Annotated in this window: 18 protein-coding genes; 10 read left to right on the top strand and 8 right to left on the bottom strand. The window is 60.3% G+C overall.

Annotated features, from left to right (window positions below; translation table 11 throughout):
- Positions 1–13: 13 nt before the first annotated feature.
- The 4 genes from HBH25_RS07310 to HBH25_RS07325 are packed head-to-tail and all read right to left on the bottom strand — an operon-like array spanning position 14 to position 2,788.
- Positions 14–541: a pilus assembly protein PilP gene (locus HBH25_RS07310; protein ID WP_168083007.1), complete on the bottom strand. Its 528-nt coding sequence runs from the start codon at positions 539–541 to the stop codon at positions 14–16.
- The gene (gene pilO, locus HBH25_RS07315; protein ID WP_168083009.1) at positions 538–1,161 is read right to left on the bottom strand and encodes a type 4a pilus biogenesis protein PilO; all 624 of its coding nucleotides are present in this window, start codon (positions 1,159–1,161) and stop codon (positions 538–540) included. Before pilO ends, HBH25_RS07310 begins: the two co-directional genes overlap by 4 nt.
- A complete protein-coding gene (locus HBH25_RS07320; RefSeq protein ID WP_168083011.1) occupies positions 1,158–1,724 on the bottom strand; it encodes a PilN domain-containing protein in 567 nt (188 codons plus the stop codon). Before HBH25_RS07320 ends, pilO begins: the two co-directional genes overlap by 4 nt.
- Positions 1,724–2,788 (bottom strand): pilus assembly protein PilM, encoded by a 1,065-nt coding sequence (locus HBH25_RS07325; protein WP_168083013.1) that lies wholly within the window; start codon positions 2,786–2,788, stop codon positions 1,724–1,726. Before HBH25_RS07325 ends, HBH25_RS07320 begins: the two co-directional genes overlap by 1 nt.
- Before the next feature lie 180 nt (positions 2,789–2,968).
- Here HBH25_RS07325 and HBH25_RS07330 point away from each other — a divergent pair, with 180 nt between their 5' ends.
- Entirely contained in the window at positions 2,969–5,407 is a 2,439-nt protein-coding gene (locus HBH25_RS07330) for a penicillin-binding protein 1A (RefSeq protein ID WP_168083015.1), read from the top strand.
- A gap of 135 nt (positions 5,408–5,542) precedes the next feature.
- On the opposite strand, the gene HBH25_RS07335 is transcribed toward HBH25_RS07330, so the two are convergent.
- Both HBH25_RS07335 and rpmE read right to left on the bottom strand, forming a co-directional pair.
- The gene (locus HBH25_RS07335) at positions 5,543–6,811 is read right to left on the bottom strand and encodes a malic enzyme-like NAD(P)-binding protein (RefSeq protein ID WP_168083017.1); all 1,269 of its coding nucleotides are present in this window, start codon (positions 6,809–6,811) and stop codon (positions 5,543–5,545) included.
- A gap of 293 nt (positions 6,812–7,104) precedes the next feature.
- Entirely contained in the window at positions 7,105–7,326 is a 222-nt protein-coding gene (gene rpmE / locus HBH25_RS07340) for a 50S ribosomal protein L31 (protein WP_168083019.1), read from the bottom strand.
- Positions 7,327–7,488: 162 nt separating this feature from the next.
- On the opposite strand from rpmE, the gene HBH25_RS07345 reads away from it, so the two are divergent.
- From HBH25_RS07345 to HBH25_RS07370, 6 genes are all read left to right on the top strand, one after another.
- A complete protein-coding gene (locus HBH25_RS07345; protein WP_168083021.1) occupies positions 7,489–9,708 on the top strand; it encodes a primosomal protein N' in 2,220 nt (739 codons plus the stop codon).
- An 86-nt stretch (positions 9,709–9,794) separates the two neighbouring features.
- Positions 9,795–11,531 carry an arginine--tRNA ligase gene (argS, locus tag HBH25_RS07350; protein WP_168083023.1) on the top strand — a complete coding sequence of 579 codons (1,737 nt, stop codon included), beginning with the start codon at positions 9,795–9,797 and terminating at the stop codon, positions 11,529–11,531.
- A gap of 1 nt (position 11,532) precedes the next feature.
- Positions 11,533–12,216: an SPOR domain-containing protein gene (locus HBH25_RS07355; RefSeq protein WP_168083025.1), complete on the top strand. Its 684-nt coding sequence runs from the start codon at positions 11,533–11,535 to the stop codon at positions 12,214–12,216.
- A gap of 160 nt (positions 12,217–12,376) precedes the next feature.
- The gene (hslV, locus tag HBH25_RS07360) at positions 12,377–12,907 is read left to right on the top strand and encodes an ATP-dependent protease subunit HslV (RefSeq protein ID WP_040260526.1); all 531 of its coding nucleotides are present in this window, start codon (positions 12,377–12,379) and stop codon (positions 12,905–12,907) included.
- A gap of 22 nt (positions 12,908–12,929) precedes the next feature.
- Positions 12,930–14,264, top strand: coding sequence for an ATP-dependent protease ATPase subunit HslU (hslU, locus tag HBH25_RS07365; protein WP_168083509.1), 1,335 nt, complete (start codon positions 12,930–12,932; stop codon positions 14,262–14,264).
- Between the two features lie 61 nt (positions 14,265–14,325).
- Positions 14,326–14,703 (top strand): gamma-butyrobetaine hydroxylase family protein, encoded by a 378-nt coding sequence (locus HBH25_RS07370; protein ID WP_168083027.1) that lies wholly within the window; start codon positions 14,326–14,328, stop codon positions 14,701–14,703.
- A 69-nt stretch (positions 14,704–14,772) separates the two neighbouring features.
- On the opposite strand, the gene HBH25_RS07375 is transcribed toward HBH25_RS07370, so the two are convergent.
- Together HBH25_RS07375 and HBH25_RS07380 are read right to left on the bottom strand one after the other, a co-directional pair.
- Positions 14,773–15,432: a phasin family protein gene (locus HBH25_RS07375; RefSeq protein WP_168083029.1), complete on the bottom strand. Its 660-nt coding sequence runs from the start codon at positions 15,430–15,432 to the stop codon at positions 14,773–14,775.
- A 128-nt stretch (positions 15,433–15,560) separates the two neighbouring features.
- Positions 15,561–15,836 carry a polyhydroxyalkanoic acid system family protein gene (locus HBH25_RS07380; RefSeq protein ID WP_168083031.1) on the bottom strand — a complete coding sequence of 92 codons (276 nt, stop codon included), beginning with the start codon at positions 15,834–15,836 and terminating at the stop codon, positions 15,561–15,563.
- Positions 15,837–15,959: 123 nt separating this feature from the next.
- On the opposite strand from HBH25_RS07380, the gene ubiE reads away from it, so the two are divergent.
- The 3 genes from ubiE to ubiB are packed head-to-tail and all read left to right on the top strand — an operon-like array spanning position 15,960 to position 18,960.
- Entirely contained in the window at positions 15,960–16,730 is a 771-nt protein-coding gene (gene ubiE / locus HBH25_RS07385) for a bifunctional demethylmenaquinone methyltransferase/2-methoxy-6-polyprenyl-1,4-benzoquinol methylase UbiE (protein ID WP_168083033.1), read from the top strand.
- On the top strand, positions 16,730–17,353 hold the full coding sequence (locus HBH25_RS07390; RefSeq protein ID WP_168083035.1) for a ubiquinone biosynthesis accessory factor UbiJ: 624 nt from the start codon (positions 16,730–16,732) through the stop codon (positions 17,351–17,353). The genes ubiE and HBH25_RS07390 overlap by 1 nt, the downstream gene beginning before the upstream one ends.
- The gene (gene ubiB / locus HBH25_RS07395) at positions 17,350–18,960 is read left to right on the top strand and encodes a ubiquinone biosynthesis regulatory protein kinase UbiB (protein WP_168083037.1); all 1,611 of its coding nucleotides are present in this window, start codon (positions 17,350–17,352) and stop codon (positions 18,958–18,960) included. Before HBH25_RS07390 ends, ubiB begins: the two co-directional genes overlap by 4 nt.
- Positions 18,961–18,972: the final 12 nt, after the last annotated feature.

Genomic DNA, 18,972 nt, shown 5'->3' on the forward strand with positions numbered 1-18,972 from the left:
CTTGACCGACCTGTCAGGAAGGTTCCTTGAGCAGAATGGCACGTGGCCGTTCAAGCCACCCCCCTTCGCCGTCTGGAACCAGCTCCATGACATCGACTTCTGTGTCGCTGATGGCAGTTATCTTGCCGTCGTTCTGGCCAAGGTAGTCGCCCACCTTGACCCTGTGGACCCCCCCACCGCCTTTCATCAGGGCGAATTTGCCTGAAGCGTTGGCCAGAATCCCCACCATTTCGAAATCCTCGATATTGAAGCCTTCGAGGAACTGCTTCACGCGGTTCGGATCTGGGTGTACGTTGCGCGAGCCTTTCTGTTTCTCTGCCTGCTCCACCCTGACCGGTGGCTGGAACGGGCTCCGCATGTTCGAGGCCTGGTACGTGAAAGCCTGGTATGTCTGAAACCTGGGGATGGGTTCGATCGTGCCTTTGGGCTTTTCGTTGACCTCCTTGATGAACGCGTCGATATCAGTGTGATCGTTAGCGCCGTCGCACCCTGAAAGCGCCAGCAGTGCCACTGTCAGCCCTGCAGTGAACCAGGCCCTCATTGAGGCAGCCCCTTGTCGTTATAGCGGTAGGTCTTGGCAAGGATCTGCATGCGCAATTGCGAGGTACTCCCTTCCTCGGCCGGTTTTACATCAAAGTCGTGCAGCGTCACGATTCGCGGCAGGCTGGCCACACCACTTACGAAAGTTGCCAGGTCATGGTAGCTGCCTGTCACCGTGATCTGTATCGGCAGCTCGATATAGAACTGCTGCGCTGTTTCAGGCAGCAGCTTGATTTCCTCGAACTCCAGGCCTGCCCCCAGGCCCGTACGCGTAATGTCTTCCAGCAGGCCCGGAACCTCGGTGTCACTGGGCAACTGCCTCAGCATGGCACCGAACGACGTTTCCATTTCCTGCATCTGCACTTTGTAGGCATCCAGGTTGGCCGCCTGGAAGGCCTTGGTCGAATACTGCGACCGCAGGGTCTGCTCCTGCAGCACCTGGCTGTCCAGCTCCGTTTCAAGGTCCTCGATATGGAAATAATAGCCCAGCCCCAGCAACAGCAACCCGAGCAATACCGCCGCGATGCCTTTTACCGGCGCCGGCCAGGACCCTACGTTGTTGATGTCCAGCTCGCTCAGCTCGACCTTGCGCAGGCTGTCCAGCCATCCAGAGAGGTTCATTTATCGTCCTCCTCCACCGTTGGCGCGGTCTGCCGAACGGACAGCTGGAACAGGTTGGTCTGGTCGGTCTCAGCATCGGTCTTGGCCTTGACCTCGGTAAGGCTAGGTGCCTCCAGCCAAGGCGAGGCGTCCAGGTTGCGCATCAGGTCCGATACCCGATTGTTGGATTCGGCAGCCCCGGCAATGTCGATCTGCTTGCCGTTCATTTTCACGTCGGTGAAATACACGCCGTCGGGCAATGTGCGCACTAATTGGTCGAATACGCGGCCAATGATGGGGCGATTGCCTTGCAGGTCCTGGATGATGCGCATACGGGCCAGTAATTGCTTGCGCCGGGTTTTCAGCTCGCTGATTTCCTTTATGCGCTGGTCGAGCTTGGTATTTTCGGCCTGCAGGTAGTTGTTGCGCGCCACCTGGCCGTCGATCTGCCCCTTTATGTACTGGTCCATCAGAAAGACTATCCCGCCACACAGCAGCACGACCGCCGCCAACAGGATCAGAAATTGTTTCTTGCGCTCCTCGCGCTGCTGGTCACGCCAAGGCAACAGGTTGATGCGTGCCATCAGTCAAAGCTCCTCAACGCCAGCCCGCAGGCAATCATCAACGCGGGCGCGTCGCTGGCCAATGCACCGGCATTGACCTTGCTGTTGAGTGCCATGTCTGCAAAGGGGTTGGCTACCAGTGTAGGCGTGCCTATGCGCTGCTGGATCAGTTGGTCCAGGCCTGCCAGCGAGGCTGTGCCCCCGGCGAGCATGATGTAGTCGACCTGGTTGAACTGCCCTGCTGCGAAGAAGAACTGCAAGGAGCGAGACACTTGTTGCACCACCGCTTCGCGGAATGGCTGCAGCACCTCGGCCACGTAATCGTCTGGCAAGCCACCTTGTTTCTTGGCCAGCCCTGCTTCTTCCATGCTCAGGCCATAACGGCGCTGGATTTCTTCGGTCAGCTGGCGCCCTCCGAACAACTGCTCGCGGGTATAGATGATGCGGCCGTTATGAATCACGCTAAGGGTGGTCATAGTGGCACCTACGTCCACAATGGCGACCGTCAGCGGATGGTCGCCATTGCCTAGCTGCGGCGACAGTAACCCGAACGCTCGCTCCAGGGCGTAGGCTTCCACATCCAGTACCCGAGCATTGAGGCCCGCCACAGCCAGGGCAGCTTCGCGAACTTCCACGTTCTCCTTGCGGCAGGCGGCCAGCAGCACCTCTACGCGCTCAGGGTTCCGAGCAGAAGGGCCTTGGACTTCGAAATCGATGGCGACTTCTTCCAGGGGATAGGGGATGTACTGGTCTGCCTCAAGCTTGAGCTGGTTCTCCATTTCGTCGTCGGTCATGCCCGCATCCATTTCGATGGACTTGGTAATGACGGCCGAGCCGGAAACTGCCAGGGCCACACCACGCGTGGCCGTACGGGCCTTTACCAGTACACGCATCAGGGCATTGCCCACACCTTCGAGTTCGGCGATGTTCTTTTCTACAACGGCATTGGCAGGCAGGGGTTCAACGGCATATGACTCCACCTTCAACCGGTCACCAACCCGGCTCAACTCCAGCAGCTTGACCGAGGTGGAACTGATGTCGATCCCCAGAAGCGAGTTCGCTTTCTTGCTGAAAAGTCCTAGCACTGCCCAATTCCCTAGCACTATCCGAGGCTTACGGACCGTTGATGATAACGGCATTTAATAGCAGTCTTGACAGAAGCGCAAATGACGCTCCACTACAAAATGCTTATAATGCCGGGCGCATTTTCTGCCTTGGCTCACTTAAAGCGCCAAGCCCTTATTCTTACTGGAAATCCGAAAGCCTTGATCCGCCTGCTCAAGTTTTTCTGCTGGTCCACCCTCGCGGTCGTATGCGGGCTTCTGCTCGTTCTGAGCGGCGCGTATCTGTATCTTAGCCCCGGCCTGCCTTCCGTGGAGGCCCTCAAGAGCGTTCAGCTGCAAATTCCTTTACGGGTCTACAGCAGCGACGGCAAATTGATAGCAGAATTTGGTGAGATGCGTCGGTCGCCCATCAAGTTTTCCGATATTCCGCCTCACTTCATTCAAGCTCTGCTATCGGCTGAAGATGACAACTTCGAGAACCACTATGGTGTGGACCCATCAAGCCTGGTAAGGGCTGCTGGCCAATTGGTACGCAGCGGTCACATCCAGACCGGCGGCAGTACGATCACCATGCAGGTCGCTAAAAACTATTTCCTGAGCAGCGAACGCAGCTTCTCACGCAAAACCAATGAAATTCTGTTGGCCCTGCAAATCGAGCGGCAGTTGAGCAAGGATGAAATCCTTGAGCTGTACGTCAACAAGATCTACCTGGGTAACCGTGCCTACGGTATCGAAGCCGCAGCACAGGTGTATTACGGCAAGTCCATCCGCGAGTGCAGCCTGGCCCAGATGGCCATGATCGCAGGCCTGCCCAAGGCACCCTCGCGCTTCAACCCTCTGGCCAACCCGGTTCGCGCCAAGGAACGCCGCGACTGGATTCTGGGGCGCATGTACAAGCTGGGCAAAATTGATGAGGGCAGCTACCAGGCTGCGCTGGCCGAGCCAATCAATGCCAGCTATCACGTTCCTACGCCAGAAGTGAATGCACCTTACATTGCCGAAATGGCCCGTGCCGAAATGGTCGGCCGTTATGGTAGCGACGCCTACACTGAAGGCTTCCGCGTAACGACCACGGTGCCTAGCACGCTGCAGGAAGATGCCAACAAGGCTGTGCTTGATGGCTTGGTCACTTACGACGAACGCCATGGCTACCGTGGGCCGGAATCGCGCCTGCCAGGCAAGACACGCGAGGCCTGGATGGCAGAGCTGGCTCGCCAGCGTACGCTGAACACGCTGGAGCCGGTTATTGTCACACGCGTAGACAAGGCCGGCCTGACCGTGCTGAACAGGGACGGCAAAGACGAACACGTGCCGTGGGAAACGATGAAATGGGCACGCCCGTTCATTAATACCAATAGCCAGGGCCGTGCACCTGGGCAGCCGGCAGATGTTGCCCAGATTGGCGACTTGGTTCGGGTACAGCGCCTGGCCGATGGCAGCCTCAAATTCAGCCAGGTACCGACCGTCCAGAGCGCGCTCGTGTCGCTGGACCCTCACGACGGTGGCATCAAGGCGCTGGTTGGCGGTTTCGCCTTCGAACAGAGCAACTACAACCGTGCCATGCAGGCCAAGCGCCAGCCCGGCTCCAGCTTCAAGCCGTTCATTTATAGCGCGGCGCTGGATAACGGTTATACCCCTGCCAGCCTGGTGAACGATGCGCCTATCGTGTTCGTGGACGAATTCCTGGACAAGGTATGGCGGCCAAAGAATGACACCAACACGTTCCTGGGCCCGATTCGGCTGCGCGAAGCGTTGTACAAGTCGCGCAACCTGGTGTCCATCCGTGTGCTGCAAAGCCTAGGCGTGGATCGCACTATCGACTACATCACGCGCTTTGGCTTCAATCGCCAGGACCTGCCGCGCAACCTGTCGCTGGCGCTAGGCACGGCTACCCTCACGCCGATGGAAATCGCAACGGGCTGGAGCACTTTCGCCAATGGTGGCTTCAAGGTCACCCCGTACCTGATCCAGAAAATCGAAAGCCGCAGTGGCGATACCTTGTTTACAGCTACGCCGCCTGTAGTGCCCACTCAGGCTCAGGAAGCCAGTGAACCTGCCGCCCAGCCGGCGACAATAGCCATTGGTAACGATGTGCAGCCGGGCAACAGCATGCCCACGCCTTCTACACCCACCTTCGCACCACGCGTGGTGGATGGGCGTACTACGTATATCCTTACCAGCATGCTGCAGGACGTGATCAAGAAGGGCACCGGGCGCCGGGCGCTGGCGTTGAACCGGCCAGACATCGCTGGCAAGACCGGTACCACCAATGACTCGAAGGACGCCTGGTTCTCTGGCTACAACGCCGATTACATGACCACTGTGTGGACAGGCTTCGACCAGCCGGAAACCCTCGGCCATAAAGAGTTCGGTGGTACGGTCTCGCTGCCTATCTGGATGAGCTATATGGGCGCAGCGCTCAAGGACAAGCCGCCGCATACCCAGGCAGAGCCTGAGGGCATAGTAAGCCTCAGGGTAGACCCGGTCAGCGGCCGTGCCGCTACCCCGTCCACGCCCAATGCGTATTTCGAACTCTTCAAGAGCGAGGACACGCCACCCTCTGTCAATGAACTGGGCAATGGCTCGGCACCCGGCAGCCCGTTGCCAGCCGACGAAGCCGCGCCTATGGACCTGTTCTAACTGAGGGGCAGGTGCCCCTGGGCGGGTTGACATGACACTGTGGGAGCCCGCACAGCGGGCGAACCAGATATACCCAGCAGTATTTCTGCAATAAAAAACCGGCCATCAAGGCCGGTTTTCTATTGCAGGCAGGTATCAGCCTTTGAACACGTCATCCACGCTCTTGAGCGGGTAGTTGGCTGGGTATGGCAGGGTAGCCACGCCCGTCTCGATGGCCGCCTTGGCGACAGCATCGGACACCACCTCGATCAGACGCACGTCCAGAGGCTTTGGAATGATGTACTCGCGGCCAAAGCTCAGGCTTGCCACACCGTAGGCATCACACACGTCCTGAGGCACCGGCAGCTTGGCCAGGTCACGCAGGGCGTAGGCGGCGGCGATCTTCATTTCTTCGTTGATGCGCTTGGCGCGTACGTCCAAGGCACCACGGAAAATGAAGGGGAAGCCCAGCACGTTGTTGACTTGGTTCGGGTAATCCGAACGGCCGGTGGCCATGATCACGTCATCGCGGGTGGCGTGTGCCAGTTCCGGGGCGATCTCTGGGTCTGGGTTGGAGCAGGCGAACACGATGGGGTTGGCAGCCATGCTCTTGAGGCCTTCAGCACTGAGCAGGTTAGGGCCGGACAGGCCGACAAACACATCGGCACCGTCCAGGGCATCAGCCAGGCTGCGCTTATCGGTTTCGTGCGCGAACACCGCCTTGTACTGGTTCAGGTCATTACGGCCAGAGTGAATCACGCCTACACGGTCGATCATGAAGATGTTCTCGACCTTACCGCCCATGCTGATCAGCAGCTTCATGCAAGAGATAGCCGCCGCCCCTGCGCCCAGGCAGACGATCTTGGCGTCTTCGAGCGTTTTGCCAGCAATTTCCAGTGCATTGAGCATACCGGCTGCCGTCACGATCGCGGTGCCATGCTGGTCATCGTGGAAGACCGGGATATCACACTGTTCGATCAGCGCGCGCTCGATCTCGAAGCATTCGGGCGCCTTGATGTCTTCAAGGTTGATACCGCCGAAGGTGATGGAGATACGCTTCACCGTGTCGATGAACGCCTGGGGGCTTTCAGCATCGACTTCGATATCGAACACGTCCACGCCTGCAAAGCGCTTGAACAGAACACCTTTGCCTTCCATCACCGGCTTGGAAGCCAGCGGGCCAAGGTTGCCCAGGCCAAGAATGGCGGTGCCGTCAGAGATCACTGCAACCAGGTTGCCCTTGCCGGTGTATTTGTAAGCGAGTTCCGGGTCACGGCCAATTTCGCGTACAGGCTCGGCGACGCCTGGGCTGTAGGCCAGCGACAGGTCACGAGCAGTGGCGGTAGGCTTGGTGAGCTCGACGCTCAATTTACCGGGGCGAGGGCTTGCATGGTATTCGAGAGCGGCAGTTTTCAGGTCTGACATAATGGCGTTCCGCTTGACTGTTGGGCTTTTCGGATCGCCGAGGATACGCACAAAGGAAAGTCGCGACAAGACTACCCGGTCACCGCTGTCAAGGCTCTGCGCCTACGACTTTCGGCTCAGGTGGTAGAAACCTGACGCTATACAACACAGGCTTGGCGAAACATCGGTAGCCCTCTGTACAGCCAGCCATTCTCATCATTTGGGGCAAATCGCAGGCACAAAAAAGGCGCCCACAAGGGACGCCTTTTTGATCAGCCTGGAAGCACCGTTGGGGCACTCCAGCACGAAAACCCTTAGTTGGTTTTCGTGGCGCCGAACACGCCGAAGCGCTGCTTGAAGCGATCAACACGGCCGCCGGTGTCCAGCATTTTCTGCTTGCCGGTGTAGAACGGGTGGCACTCGTTGCACACGTCCAGGCTCAGTGGCTTGCCCAGGGTGGAGCGGGTGTGGATCACGTTACCGCAGCTGCAGGTAGCGTCGATGGCTTCGTATTTCGGATGAATTTCAGGCTTCATGGTAATTCCTCGATTGTCGTGCCGCCACCCGACACCATTGCCGGATACCGCACATACTGGGGGCGGCATATTAACAGAGTCGTGCAATCACGCAAGCGCAGCGGGATACCGGTGGTCTAACTCAAGTGTTAGGCTTTCCTGGCCTGCCAGATGGAACACACCGTGCCCGACGTCATCCTTCGCCTTGCCCTGCCTTCGCCCTTGCGCCGCCTGTTCGATTACCGTGCACCGGCCACTGTGCGTGCCGAGACCCTGCAACCGGGGATGCGGTGGCGCGTGCCGTTCGGCAAGCGCGAAATGATCGGCGTGCTGGTGGAAGTGAGTGACCACACCGACGTGCCCCGCGACAAGCTCAAAACCGCCAAGGCACTGCTGGACGATCTATCGCCCATCCCGGCCAGCATGTTCAACCTGTGCGTGTGGACCGCCCAATACTACCAGCACAGCCTTGGCGACACGCTGGCCTGGGCGCTACCAAGCCTTTTGCGCCAAGGGGAACCTGCAGAAGCACGGCAGGAGCGGTTCTGGGCAGCGGCCCCCCAAGTGCGTGCCGATGATGCCCGTATGGCACGTGCGCCTCGCCAGCGCGAGGCCTTTGCAGCGCTGGCGCAACACCCCCACGGTGTCGCCCACTCGCTGCTACCTCGCCTCGGCCTGGCCAGGGAGGCCCTGGATGCCTTGCTCGCCAAGGGGCTGGCCCAGGTAGAAATACGCAGCCATGCGCCAGCGCGCCGCCAGGCACACTGGTTGGCACAACCGGAACTGCCACTGAACACTGAGCAGCGAGGCGCGTTTGAGGCAGTGAAGGCAGGCTTCGGGCATTTCCATGCCTTTCTGCTGGCCGGCGTGACCGGGAGCGGCAAGACCGAGGTCTACCTGCAACTGATCCACGCCGTACTGGAGGCGGGCAAACAGGCCTTGGTGCTTATTCCAGAGATCAACCTAGGGCCGCAGACGCTACAACGGTTCGAGCAACGGTTCAATGCCCGTATCGCCCTTATGCATTCGGCCGTGAACGACCGTGACCGCCTGGACGTGTGGGTAGCCGCACGTGACGGTGACGTGGACATTGTCATCGGCACCCGCTCAGCGTTATTCACCCCCTTGCTCAACCCCGGCATCATCATTGTCGACGAGGAGCACGACAGCTCCTATAAACAGCAGGAAGGCCTTCGCTACCATGCCCGTGACCTGGCGATCGTTCGAGGTCGCCTGGACAACGTTCCAGTGCTGCTGGGCTCGGCCACGCCCTCCCTGGAAAGCCTGCAGAATGCTCACAGCGGCCGGTACGGGTTGCTTCGCATGGACCACCGCGCCGGCGGGGCGCTGCCGCCACGCTACCTTCGCCTGGATGTGAAGAGCAGGCCCCTGGACAGCGGCATGAGCCCGCCTTTGCAGCAAGCTATTGGTCAAGTGCTGGCTCAAGGGCAGCAGGTGCTGGTCTTTCTCAACCGCCGTGGCTTCGCGCCTACGTTGCTGTGCCACGACTGCGGCTGGTTATCTGAATGCCCCTTGTGCGATGCCCGCATGACGGTTCACCTGCGCTCGGGCGAACTACGCTGCCACCATTGCGGCCATTCCGCGCCCCGGCCCCGCCAGTGCCCGGCCTGCCAGTCGGTGGACCTACGGCCGGTGGGGGCAGGCACCGAGCGCGCAGAGGACCGGCTCAGCACCCTGTTTCCCCAGGTGCCGGTATTGCGCGTAGACCGCGACAGCACCTCACGCAAGGACGCTATGGCCCAGCTCTACGCACGCGTGCAACGGGGTGACCCCTGCATTCTTGTGGGCACCCAGATGCTTGCCAAAGGGCATCACTTTCCTCGCGTGACCCTGGTGGCCATTCTGGACGCAGACGGTGGCCTGTTCTCGGCAGATTTCCGCGCCGCCGAGCGCATGGCGCAGCTGATCGTACAGGTAGCCGGGCGTGCCGGCCGTGCGGAGCAACCTGGGCGCACCATCATCCAGAGCCACATGGCTGACCACCCCCTACTGGTACAGTTGACTGAAGAAGGCTACGGCGCCTTCGCGGCGCAAGCGTTGAGCGAGCGTAGGGCCGCAGGCCTGCCACCCTTCTGCCACTTGGCACTGCTGCGGGCCGAAGCCCACAAACCCGGCCAGGCAGAAGCTTTTCTAGAGCAGGCCTGCGTGGAGGCCGAGCGGGTGCGCGATACCCTTGGCGTGCCCAGCGTAGAGTTGCTCGGCCCGGTGCCTGCCCCTATGGAGCGCCGTGCAGGCCGTTACCGCTCCCAGCTGTTACTGCAGGCAACCACCCGAGCTCCTTTGCATCGCTTGCTCAGCGCCTGGGTGCTGCAACTGGAGCAACTGCCAGGCGGCCGCCAAGTACGCTGGTCGTTGGACATAGACCCCATCGACCTCTATTGAATGGCTACGAAGGTTGGCAAGCCCGCCCCATGAACGGATAATGCTCCGTTTTTCCACCCGCGCACCTAGCAGCACACGAGACGACAATGAAAGACACCCTTCGCCTGCTGATCCAACACGCCCTTGCCCGCCTGGTTGAGGACGGTGTGCTGCCTGCCGGGCTTGCCCCCGCGATCCAGGTCGAAAACACACGCGACAAGACCCACGGGGACTTCGCCAGCAACATTGCCATGATGCTGGCCAAGCCCGCTGGCATGAAGCCCCGGGACCTGGCCGAGAAGCTTATCGCTGCCCTGCCCGCCGACCCGCAACTGAGCAAGGCCGAAATTGCTGGCCCAGGTTTTATCAATTTCTTCCAGAACACCGAAGCGCTGGCCACTCGCCTGGATGCTGCCTTGGCCGACCGCCGGCTGGGCGTACGTAAAGCCAGTGCCCCTCAGCGCGTGGTCGTCGACCTCTCGGCCCCCAACCTGGCCAAGGAAATGCACGTGGGCCATCTGCGCTCCACCATCATCGGCGACGCGGTGGCCAATGTGCTGGAGTTCCTGGGCGATACCGTTATCCGCCAGAACCACGTAGGCGACTGGGGTACGCAGTTCGGCATGCTGCTGGCCTACCTGGAGGAAAGCCCGGCCGACAGCGATCAGCTGTCGGACCTGGAAAACTTCTACCGGGCCGCTAAAAAGCGTTTCGACGAGTCCGAGGCGTTTGCCGAACGCGCACGCAGCCTCGTTGTGAAGCTGCAGGCTGGAGACCCGGACTGCCTGCGCCTTTGGAAGCGTTTCAATGAAATTTCTCTGTCTCACTGCCAGAAAACCTACCAGCGCCTGAACGTTCACCTCACGCCCAACGATGTGATGGGTGAAAGCGCCTACAACGACGACCTGCCCAGTGTGGTAGCGGACCTGCGAACCAAGGGCCTGCTGGTGGAAAGCGAGGGCGCGCAGTGCGTGTTCCTGGACGAATTCAAGAACGCCGAAGGCAACCCGTTGCCCGTGATCGTTCAGAAGGCCGGCGGTGGCTACCTGTATGCCACCACCGACCTGGCAGCCGTTCGCTACCGCAGCAGTGTGCTCAAGGCAGACCGCGCCCTGTACTTCGTGGACCAGCGCCAGGCACTGCACTTCCAACAAGTGTTCGAAGTAGCGCGCCGGGCAGGCTTTATTACCAACGGCATGAAAACCGAACACATGGGCTTCGGCACCATGAACGGCGCCGATGGTCGCCCTTTCAAGACCCGCGATGGCGGCACCGTGAAGCTGATCGACCTGCTGGACGAAGCCGAACAGCGCGCCTATGCCTTGGTGAAGGAAAAGAACCCGGGCCTGGAAGAAAGCCGTCTGCGTGACATTGCTCGGGTGGTAGGCATCGGCGCAGTGAAATATGCAGACCTGTCCAAGCACCGCACCAGCGATTACAGCTTCAACTTCGATCAGATGCTCAATTTCGAAGGTAATACCGCCCCTTACCTGCTGTATGCCTATACCCGCGTGGCCGGTGTGTTCCGCAAACTGGGCAAGGGTTTTGACGAAGCAGACGGTAAAATAGTGCTCGAAGCACCACAGGAGCAGGAGCTGGCCGCCAGGCTGGCCCAGTTCGGGGAAACGCTCAGCAACGTTGCCGACAAAGGCACCCCGCATGTGTTGTGCAGCTACTTGTATGACGTGGCCGGCCTGTTCTCCAGCTTCTACGAGAACTGCCCTATTCTTGCGGCCGACAGCCCCGCGCAGCAGCAAAGCCGGCTGCGCCTGGCGGCACTGGCCGGCCTTACCTTGAAACAGGGCCTGGAATTGCTGGGCCTGGAAACACTGGAGCGCATGTAAGTTGGCGGCAAAAAAACCTGCACCCAAGCGTGGTGCCAGTCGTAACCAGGCACCGGCCAAAAAGCCTGTGCCTGGCTGGCTATGGCTGGCCATTGGCCTGTCGGTCGGCGCATTCATCGTCTTTCTGATGAAGCTTGAACCCGGCCGAACGGACGTGAAGCGGGTCAAGCCCGAAGATCAGAAGGTGGCAACAAAGGCCGCCGAGGAAAAAACGCCGCCCAGCCCAGAGAAGATCAAGCCCAAATACGACTTCTATACGCTGCTGCCGGAATCGGAAGTCATTGTGCCGCCTGAGGCCGTACCGGAAAAAACACCACCGGTTCCGGCACAACCGCCTGTCACTCCGGCTGAAGCGGCCAAAATCGATACCGCCCGTGCCCAGGCGGCGCTTTCGGGCCAGGTGCCGCCCCCGGCGCCAGCCGTGATCAAACCGGCCGCTACCACCCAGTACTATCTGCAGGCGGGTTCTTTCCGCAAGCAAACGGACGCCGACAAGGTCCGAGCGCAGATCATTCTGCTGGGCCAGGCCGTGCAGGTGGAGTCGGGCACTGTTAAAGAGGAAACCTGGTATCGCGTACTGGTAGGCCCCTTCAGCAACCGGGAGCAGCTTACCTCGGCGCAGAAGATGCTCGCCGGTAGCGGTTTCAACAACCTGTTGCTACAACAGCGGCAAAGCCGCCAGTAACCGTGGATTCGCGGGTTACACCCGCTCCTACACCAGGCATGCGGTGTAGGAGTGGGCGCAGCCCGCGAACTGTGGCATGGCCCTTGGTTGAAATTCCTTCCTCCCGTCCCCATCTCTGTCTGCATTGGGCAGTTTCGCCCCGCAGCGTGAGGACGTTCCCTTGACCACCATCGTTTCAGTCCGCCGCCATGGCAAAGTCGTCATGGGCGGGGATGGCCAGGTTTCCCTCGGCAATACCGTGATGAAAGGCAACGCCCGGAAGGTTCGCCGCCTGTACCACGGCCAGGTCATCGCTGGCTTTGCCGGCGCAACCGCCGATGCTTTCACCCTCTTCGAGCGCTTTGAAGCGCAATTGGAAAAGCATCAAGGGCATTTGGTACGTGCCGCCGTTGAGCTGGCCAAAGACTGGCGTACCGACCGCTCGCTCAGCCGCCTGGAAGCCATGCTCGCCGTTGCCAACAAGGATGCCTCCTTGATCATCACAGGCAATGGCGACGTAGTAGAGCCTGAAGATGGCCTTATCGCCATGGGCTCGGGTGGCGCCTTCGCTCAGGCAGCCGCACGCGCGCTATTGAACAAGACGGATCTTTCCGCCCGGGAAATTGCCGAGTCTGCGTTGAACATTGCTGCCGATATTTGCGTGTTCACCAATCATCACCTGACCATTGAGGAGCAGGACCTCGCGCAGTGACATGCCCGAGGCCTTTAACGCCATGTCCATGACCCCCCGCGAGATCGTCCACGAACTCAACCGCCATATCATTGGCCAGGACGACGCCAAGCGCGCCGTCGCCATTGCCTTGCGTAACCGCTGGCGCCGTATGCAGTTGCCGGCCGAGCTGCGTGCAGAAGTGACTCCCAAGAACATTCTGATGATCGGCCCTACTGGCGTGGGCAAGACCGAAATCGCCCGGCGCCTGGCCAAGCTGGCCAATGCGCCGTTTATCAAGGTAGAAGCTACCAAGTTCACTGAAGTGGGCTATGTGGGCCGCGATGTAGAGTCGATCATCCGCGACCTGGCCGATGCCGCCATGAAGCTGCTGCGCGAGCAGGAGGTGATCAAGGTACAGCACCGCGCTGAGGATGCCGCCGAGGAACGTATCCTGGACGCCTTGTTGCCACCCGCGCGCGTAGGCTTCAATGAAGACCCTTCGCCGAGCGATTCCAACACCCGCCAGCTGTTCCGCAAGCGCCTGCGTGAAGGCCAGCTGGATGACAAGGAAATCGAGATCGAAGTGGCTGAAGTGATGGGCGTGGACATTTCCGCCCCGCCAGGCATGGAAGAAATGACCAACCAGTTGCAGAGCCTGTTTGCCAACATGGGCAAGGGCAAGCGCAAGGCCCGCAAGCTCAAGGTCAAGGAAGCCCTCAAGCTGGTACGTGACGAAGAAGCCGGGCGCCTGGTGAATGAAGAAGAACTCAAGGCCCAGGCGTTGGAAGCCGTTGAGCAGCATGGCATTGTGTTTATCGACGAAATCGACAAGGTCGCCAAGCGCGGCAACGTAGGTGGCGCCGACGTCTCCCGCGAAGGCGTTCAACGGGACCTGCTGCCACTCATTGAAGGCTGCACCGTGAACACCAAGTTGGGCATGGTCAAGACAGACCATATCCTGTTCATTGCCTCGGGTGCTTTCCACTTGAGCAAGCCCAGTGACCTGGTTCCCGAACTGCAAGGCCGGCTGCCCATTCGCGTTGAACTCAAAGCGCTGACCCCAGGCGACTTCGAGCGGATTCTCAGCGAACCCCATGCTTCCTTGACCGAACAGTACCGGGAATTGCTGAAAACCGAAGGCCTGGACATCGAATTCCAGGGTGACGGCATCAAGCGCCTGGCCGAAATTGCCTGGCAGGTGAACGAAAAAACGGAAAACATCGGCGCCCGCCGCTTGCATACGCTGCTGGAGCGGCTGCTCGAAGAAGTGTCCTTCAGTGCAGGCGACCTGGCAGGTTCGCAGAACGGTTCGCCTATCCGTATCGATGCCGAGTATGTGAACAGCCACTTGGGTGAGCTGGCAGAAAACGAAGACCTGTCACGGTATATTCTGTAACTCGACAGTTCCAATGGGGCCCTTCGGGGCCCTTTTTCATCCGCCTGCCCAGGCCGTTGCCATGACCAAGCGCCCCACCGCCATCAAGCTTCACAAAGCGTCGAAAGTACTAAGCCTGGCCTATGGCCCGGAAGAAGCCTACACGTTGCCGGCGGAGTTTCTGCGTGTGCACTCCCCTTCAGCTGAAGTGCAAGGGCACGGCAAACCTGTTTTGCAGTACGGCAAACTCAACGTGGCACTGGTGGGCGTTGAACCGGCGGGCCAGTACGCCCTTAAACTGGTCTTCGACGATGGCCATGACAGTGGCCTGTACACCTGGGACTACCTTTACGAACTGGCCACTCGACATGACAGCCTGTGGGCCGATTACCTCTCTACCTTGCACGCGGCCGGTAAATCCCGGGACCCGCAGGAGTCCGTCGTAAGGTTTATGCCCTAGGGGTCATCGCCAAGAGGCCGAGGCGCCTGGGCCACGCTCTGCTAGCAGAGGCGTGCCCAGGTTTGCACTTCAGGCGTTCGAATCGGCCTTATCAGTGGCTGGCACAGCATCGGTCGGCACGGCTTTCACTGCAGGCTTGCGGGAGCGGGTTTTCTTGTCAGCATCGGGTGAGGGAGCGCTGGAGGCCGCAGGCTTGGCCGCAGCCTTGCCAACCACCTTTTTCAACTCTGGCTTGGGCGCGGCAGGCTTATCGGCTTTCTCAGGCGTACCTGGCAAGGCCTTGGGTGCACGGCCCGCTGGCGCTGCTGGAGGTGCCTTTGGCGCCTTGGTATCGGCAAGGCGCTTGAGTTCGCCCATGAGTACATCCACCTTTTCATTCAAGGCGGCGACTTCATGCCGGCTAGGTACGCCCAACCTTGAAATGGCGCTATCAAGGCGTTTATCGAAGGCCTCTTCAAGCGCCTCCCATTTGCCCAACGCCTTTTCCTTCAGGTCTTCTACCTTTGAGCGGGTGCTGGCCTTGGCCTTGTCTGCGGGCTTGCTGGCCTGCGTGCGCACCTGCTTCTCTACCTGTTCCCCTTCCTTGAGCAGCTCGTCGAACAGCTTGCTGCCGTCGGCGCTTGCCCTGGCATAAGCGCCAAGGCCGGCCAGCCAGATCTGCCGGGAAGACTTCTCAATGCCGCCCACACGGGACGCGGCTTCTTTTTCTGTTTTTTTCTTGCCAGCCATTGATGCGTTCCTCATTGATTGCGGGCGGCGTATTCCACCAGCACCAGCAATTTGTCGAGTTTTACGATCAATCGTTCCGCTTGCGCCCAAAGACGCCTGCGTATTTACAGGCAAGCTGACGCCCCAGGTCAGGCGAGTGCCTTGTCCAGTGCGCGATCGACTTCTGACTCGATCATGGGCCCCATCATCGACAGCATCATGCCCAGCTTGAGCTCAACCACTACGTTGTCCTCGCCCACGGCTACCTGGCCCGTCACGCCACTGCGCGTGAGCTCGACCACATCGCCCTTCCATTCGGCATTCATGTCGTACTTGCTGACCAGCTTGTCCACCAACCGCTCAGCCTTCTGCCTGGCGACCTCCTTGCCCAGCTGATGCTTGCGTTCTACCCGGATAGTGCTCATGAAGGCCTCGATCATGGAAAGTTGGCCGGTATCTTAACGCGGATCGTCACAAGCCCCATACGCCAAGACAAATGCCATCGCGGCCTATTAGAATGGCGAGTACTTTTTCCGGTGACAGCGATAATGACCGATCAGCGCAAAGGCAGCGATGCCGAACCCACTACTCACTTCGGCTACCAGGACGTTCCTGAAAGCCAGAAGGCGAAAAAGGTCGCAGAGGTATTTCACTCGGTAGCGGCCAAGTACGACGTGATGAACGACCTGCTGTCTGGCGGCATGCACCGGTTGTGGAAGCGCTTCACCATCGAGCTGTCCGGTGTGCGTATGGGCAACCGTGTACTGGACATCGCCGGGGGCACCGGTGACCTGGCACGCAAGTTCTCGCAACTGGTAGGCCCCACCGGCGAAGTGGTGCTGGCCGACATCAATGCGTCCATGCTCAAAGTAGGCCGGGACCGCTTGCTGGACCTGGGCGTGGCGGGCAATGTGCAGTTCGTGCAGGCGGACGCCGAGAAGCTGCCTTTCCCGGATAACCACTTCGACTGCGTCACCATTGCCTTCGGGCTGCGTAACGTGACCCATAAGGAAGACGCACTGCGCTCCATGCTCCGCGTGCTCAAGCCCGGTGGGCGCCTGTTGGTGCTGGAATTCTCCAAGCCTACCAGCAAGGTTATGTCCAAGGCCTATGACGCCTATTCATTCGCCTTCATGCCGCTGATGGGCAAACTGATCGCCAACGATTCGGAGAGCTATCGTTACCTGGCCGAGTCCATTCGCATGCACCCAGACCAGGAAACCCTCAAGGCCATGATGGGTGATGCCGGTTTCGACCGCGTGACCTACCACAACATGACCTCTGGCATCGTGGCCCTGCACCGGGGCATCAAGCCCTGATGGTCAAGGACGGCCTGCTGGCCGCTGCCGAGGCAGGCCTCAATGCAACCTTGCGCCTGGACAGCACAGCCCTGCCCCGGCTTGCACGGCTGGCTGGCCAGGTCATCCTGGTGGACTGCGTGCAGCCCCTGCAGCGCCTGTATGTGATTCCGGGTCCCGAAGGGCTTACGCTCGCGCGCCACTGGGAGGCTCCGGCAGACTGCACGTTGCGTGCGCCCCTGGGCACGCTTGTGCAGTTGGCAGTGCGAAAGGACAAGACGCGTGTACTCCACGCGCCTGACGTCACCCTGAGCGGCGACAGTGCAGCCCTCATGGAACTGGCGGCGGTGCTGGAAGGCCTGTCGCTGGACTGGGAATACGAAGTCTCACGCTGGCTAGGGCCGGTTCCCGCCGCACTGTTGGGCAGCCATGTCCGCCTGCATACGCAATGGGCAAAACGCGGCGGTGAGCGAATGCTTGCCACGCTGGCCGATTACTTGAACGAAGAAACCCAAACCCTGGTCGGAAAGCGAGAAGCCGACGCACGCCTGCGTGAGCTGGACCAGCTCAAGCTGGATACCGACCGCCTGCAAGCGCGTTTCGACCGTTTGCTCCGAACCCTTGAAGCCAGCGATAACGCATGAAGCTGCTCGCCGCCGTACTCCGCCTGTTCCGCATCCTGCGCGTTGCCATTCGTTTCCGCCTCGATGACCTTATCCTTGAGCTGCCCCTGCCGTGGTGGCTGCGCCTGTTGCGCTTTGGCATGCCGTGGCGGGCTTTCCCTCGCCGCAACCGCCAGCTCAGCCGAGGCGCTTGCCTGAGGTTGGCGCTCCAGGACCTGGGGCCGATCTTCATCAAGTTCGGGCAGATCCTGTCTACCCGGCGCGACCTGCTGCCTGAAGACATTGCCGATGAGCTGATGCGGCTGCAGGACCGCGTGCCGCCATTCGACCCGCAGCAGTCCATGCAACTGATCGAGTCCCAACTAGGGATGAAGATCACCAGCGTGTTCAGCCGCTTCGACGTAGAGCCCATGGCATCGGCCTCCGTAGCCCAAGTGCACGCCGCACGGTTGAAAACGGGCGAGGAAGTCGTGGTCAAGGTGGTTCGCCCTGGCCTGCGCCCTATTATCAGCCAGGACATCGCTTGGCTGTTCATCCTGGCACGGCTGGCAGAGCGCGTGTCTGCTGATGCCAGGCTGCTGCATCCCATCGATGTGGTGGCCGACTATGAAAAAACCATCTATGACGAGCTCGACCTGCTCCGCGAGGCCGCGAACGCTAGCCAGTTGCGGCGCAACTTCGAAGACTCCAACCTGCTGTATGTGCCTCAGATCTATTGGGACTGGTGCCGCCCCAAAGTACTGGTAATGGAGCGCATCTACGGGGTTCAGGTCAATGACATGGCCACCCTGGCCGACCAACGCACCGACATGAAACTGCTCGCCGAGCGCGGCGTAGAGATTTTCTTCACCCAGGTATTCCGGGACAGCTTCTTTCACGCGGACATGCACCCAGGCAACATCTTCGTTAGCACGGTCAGCCCTTGGGACCCGCGCTACATTGCCATCGACTGCGGTATCGTGGGCAGCCTTACGCCTGAAGACCAGGACTACCTGGCCCGTAACCTGTTCGCATTCTTCAAACGCGACTACCGCCGTGTCGCCCAGCTGCATATCGACTCAGGTTGGGTGCCGGCCGAAACCAAGCTTAACGAGTTCGAGGCCGCCATTCGGACCGTGTGCGAGCCTATCTTTGAAAAGCCGCTCAAGGACATTTCCTTTGGCCAGGTGCTGATGCGCCTGTTCCAGACCGCTCGACGCTTCAACATGGAAGTGCAGCCTCAACTGGTGCTGCTGCAGAAAACCCTGCTGAACATCGAAGGCCTCGGCCGCCAGTTGTACCCCGACCTGGACCTATGGGCCACGGCCCAACCCTACCTGGAGCGCTGGATGCGCCAGCGCATGAGCCCGCGTACCTTGTTGGCCAATGCCCAGACCCAACTCGAGCAGCTCCCACATATTGTGGGCATGACCCGAGACCTGCTGGAGCGCATGTCCCAGCCACACCGCCACGACCCACCCCCGCCCTGGCGGCGCACCAGCGAAGAAATGGCGCTGCGTGTGGTGGGCGGTATCCTGGTGGCAGCCGGTGCGGTCATGGCGGTGACCGCCGGCACCATCAGCAGCCTGGAGGGTTGGCCAGCATGGGTCATGCTGGCATCCGGGGTGTACCTGGTGGCGCGCGGATAGCCAGTGGCGGAC

Origin of the sequence: Pseudomonas quercus (assembly GCF_012033695.1) — a bacterium.
Taxonomy (GTDB): domain Bacteria; phylum Pseudomonadota; class Gammaproteobacteria; order Pseudomonadales; family Pseudomonadaceae; genus Aquipseudomonas; species Aquipseudomonas quercus.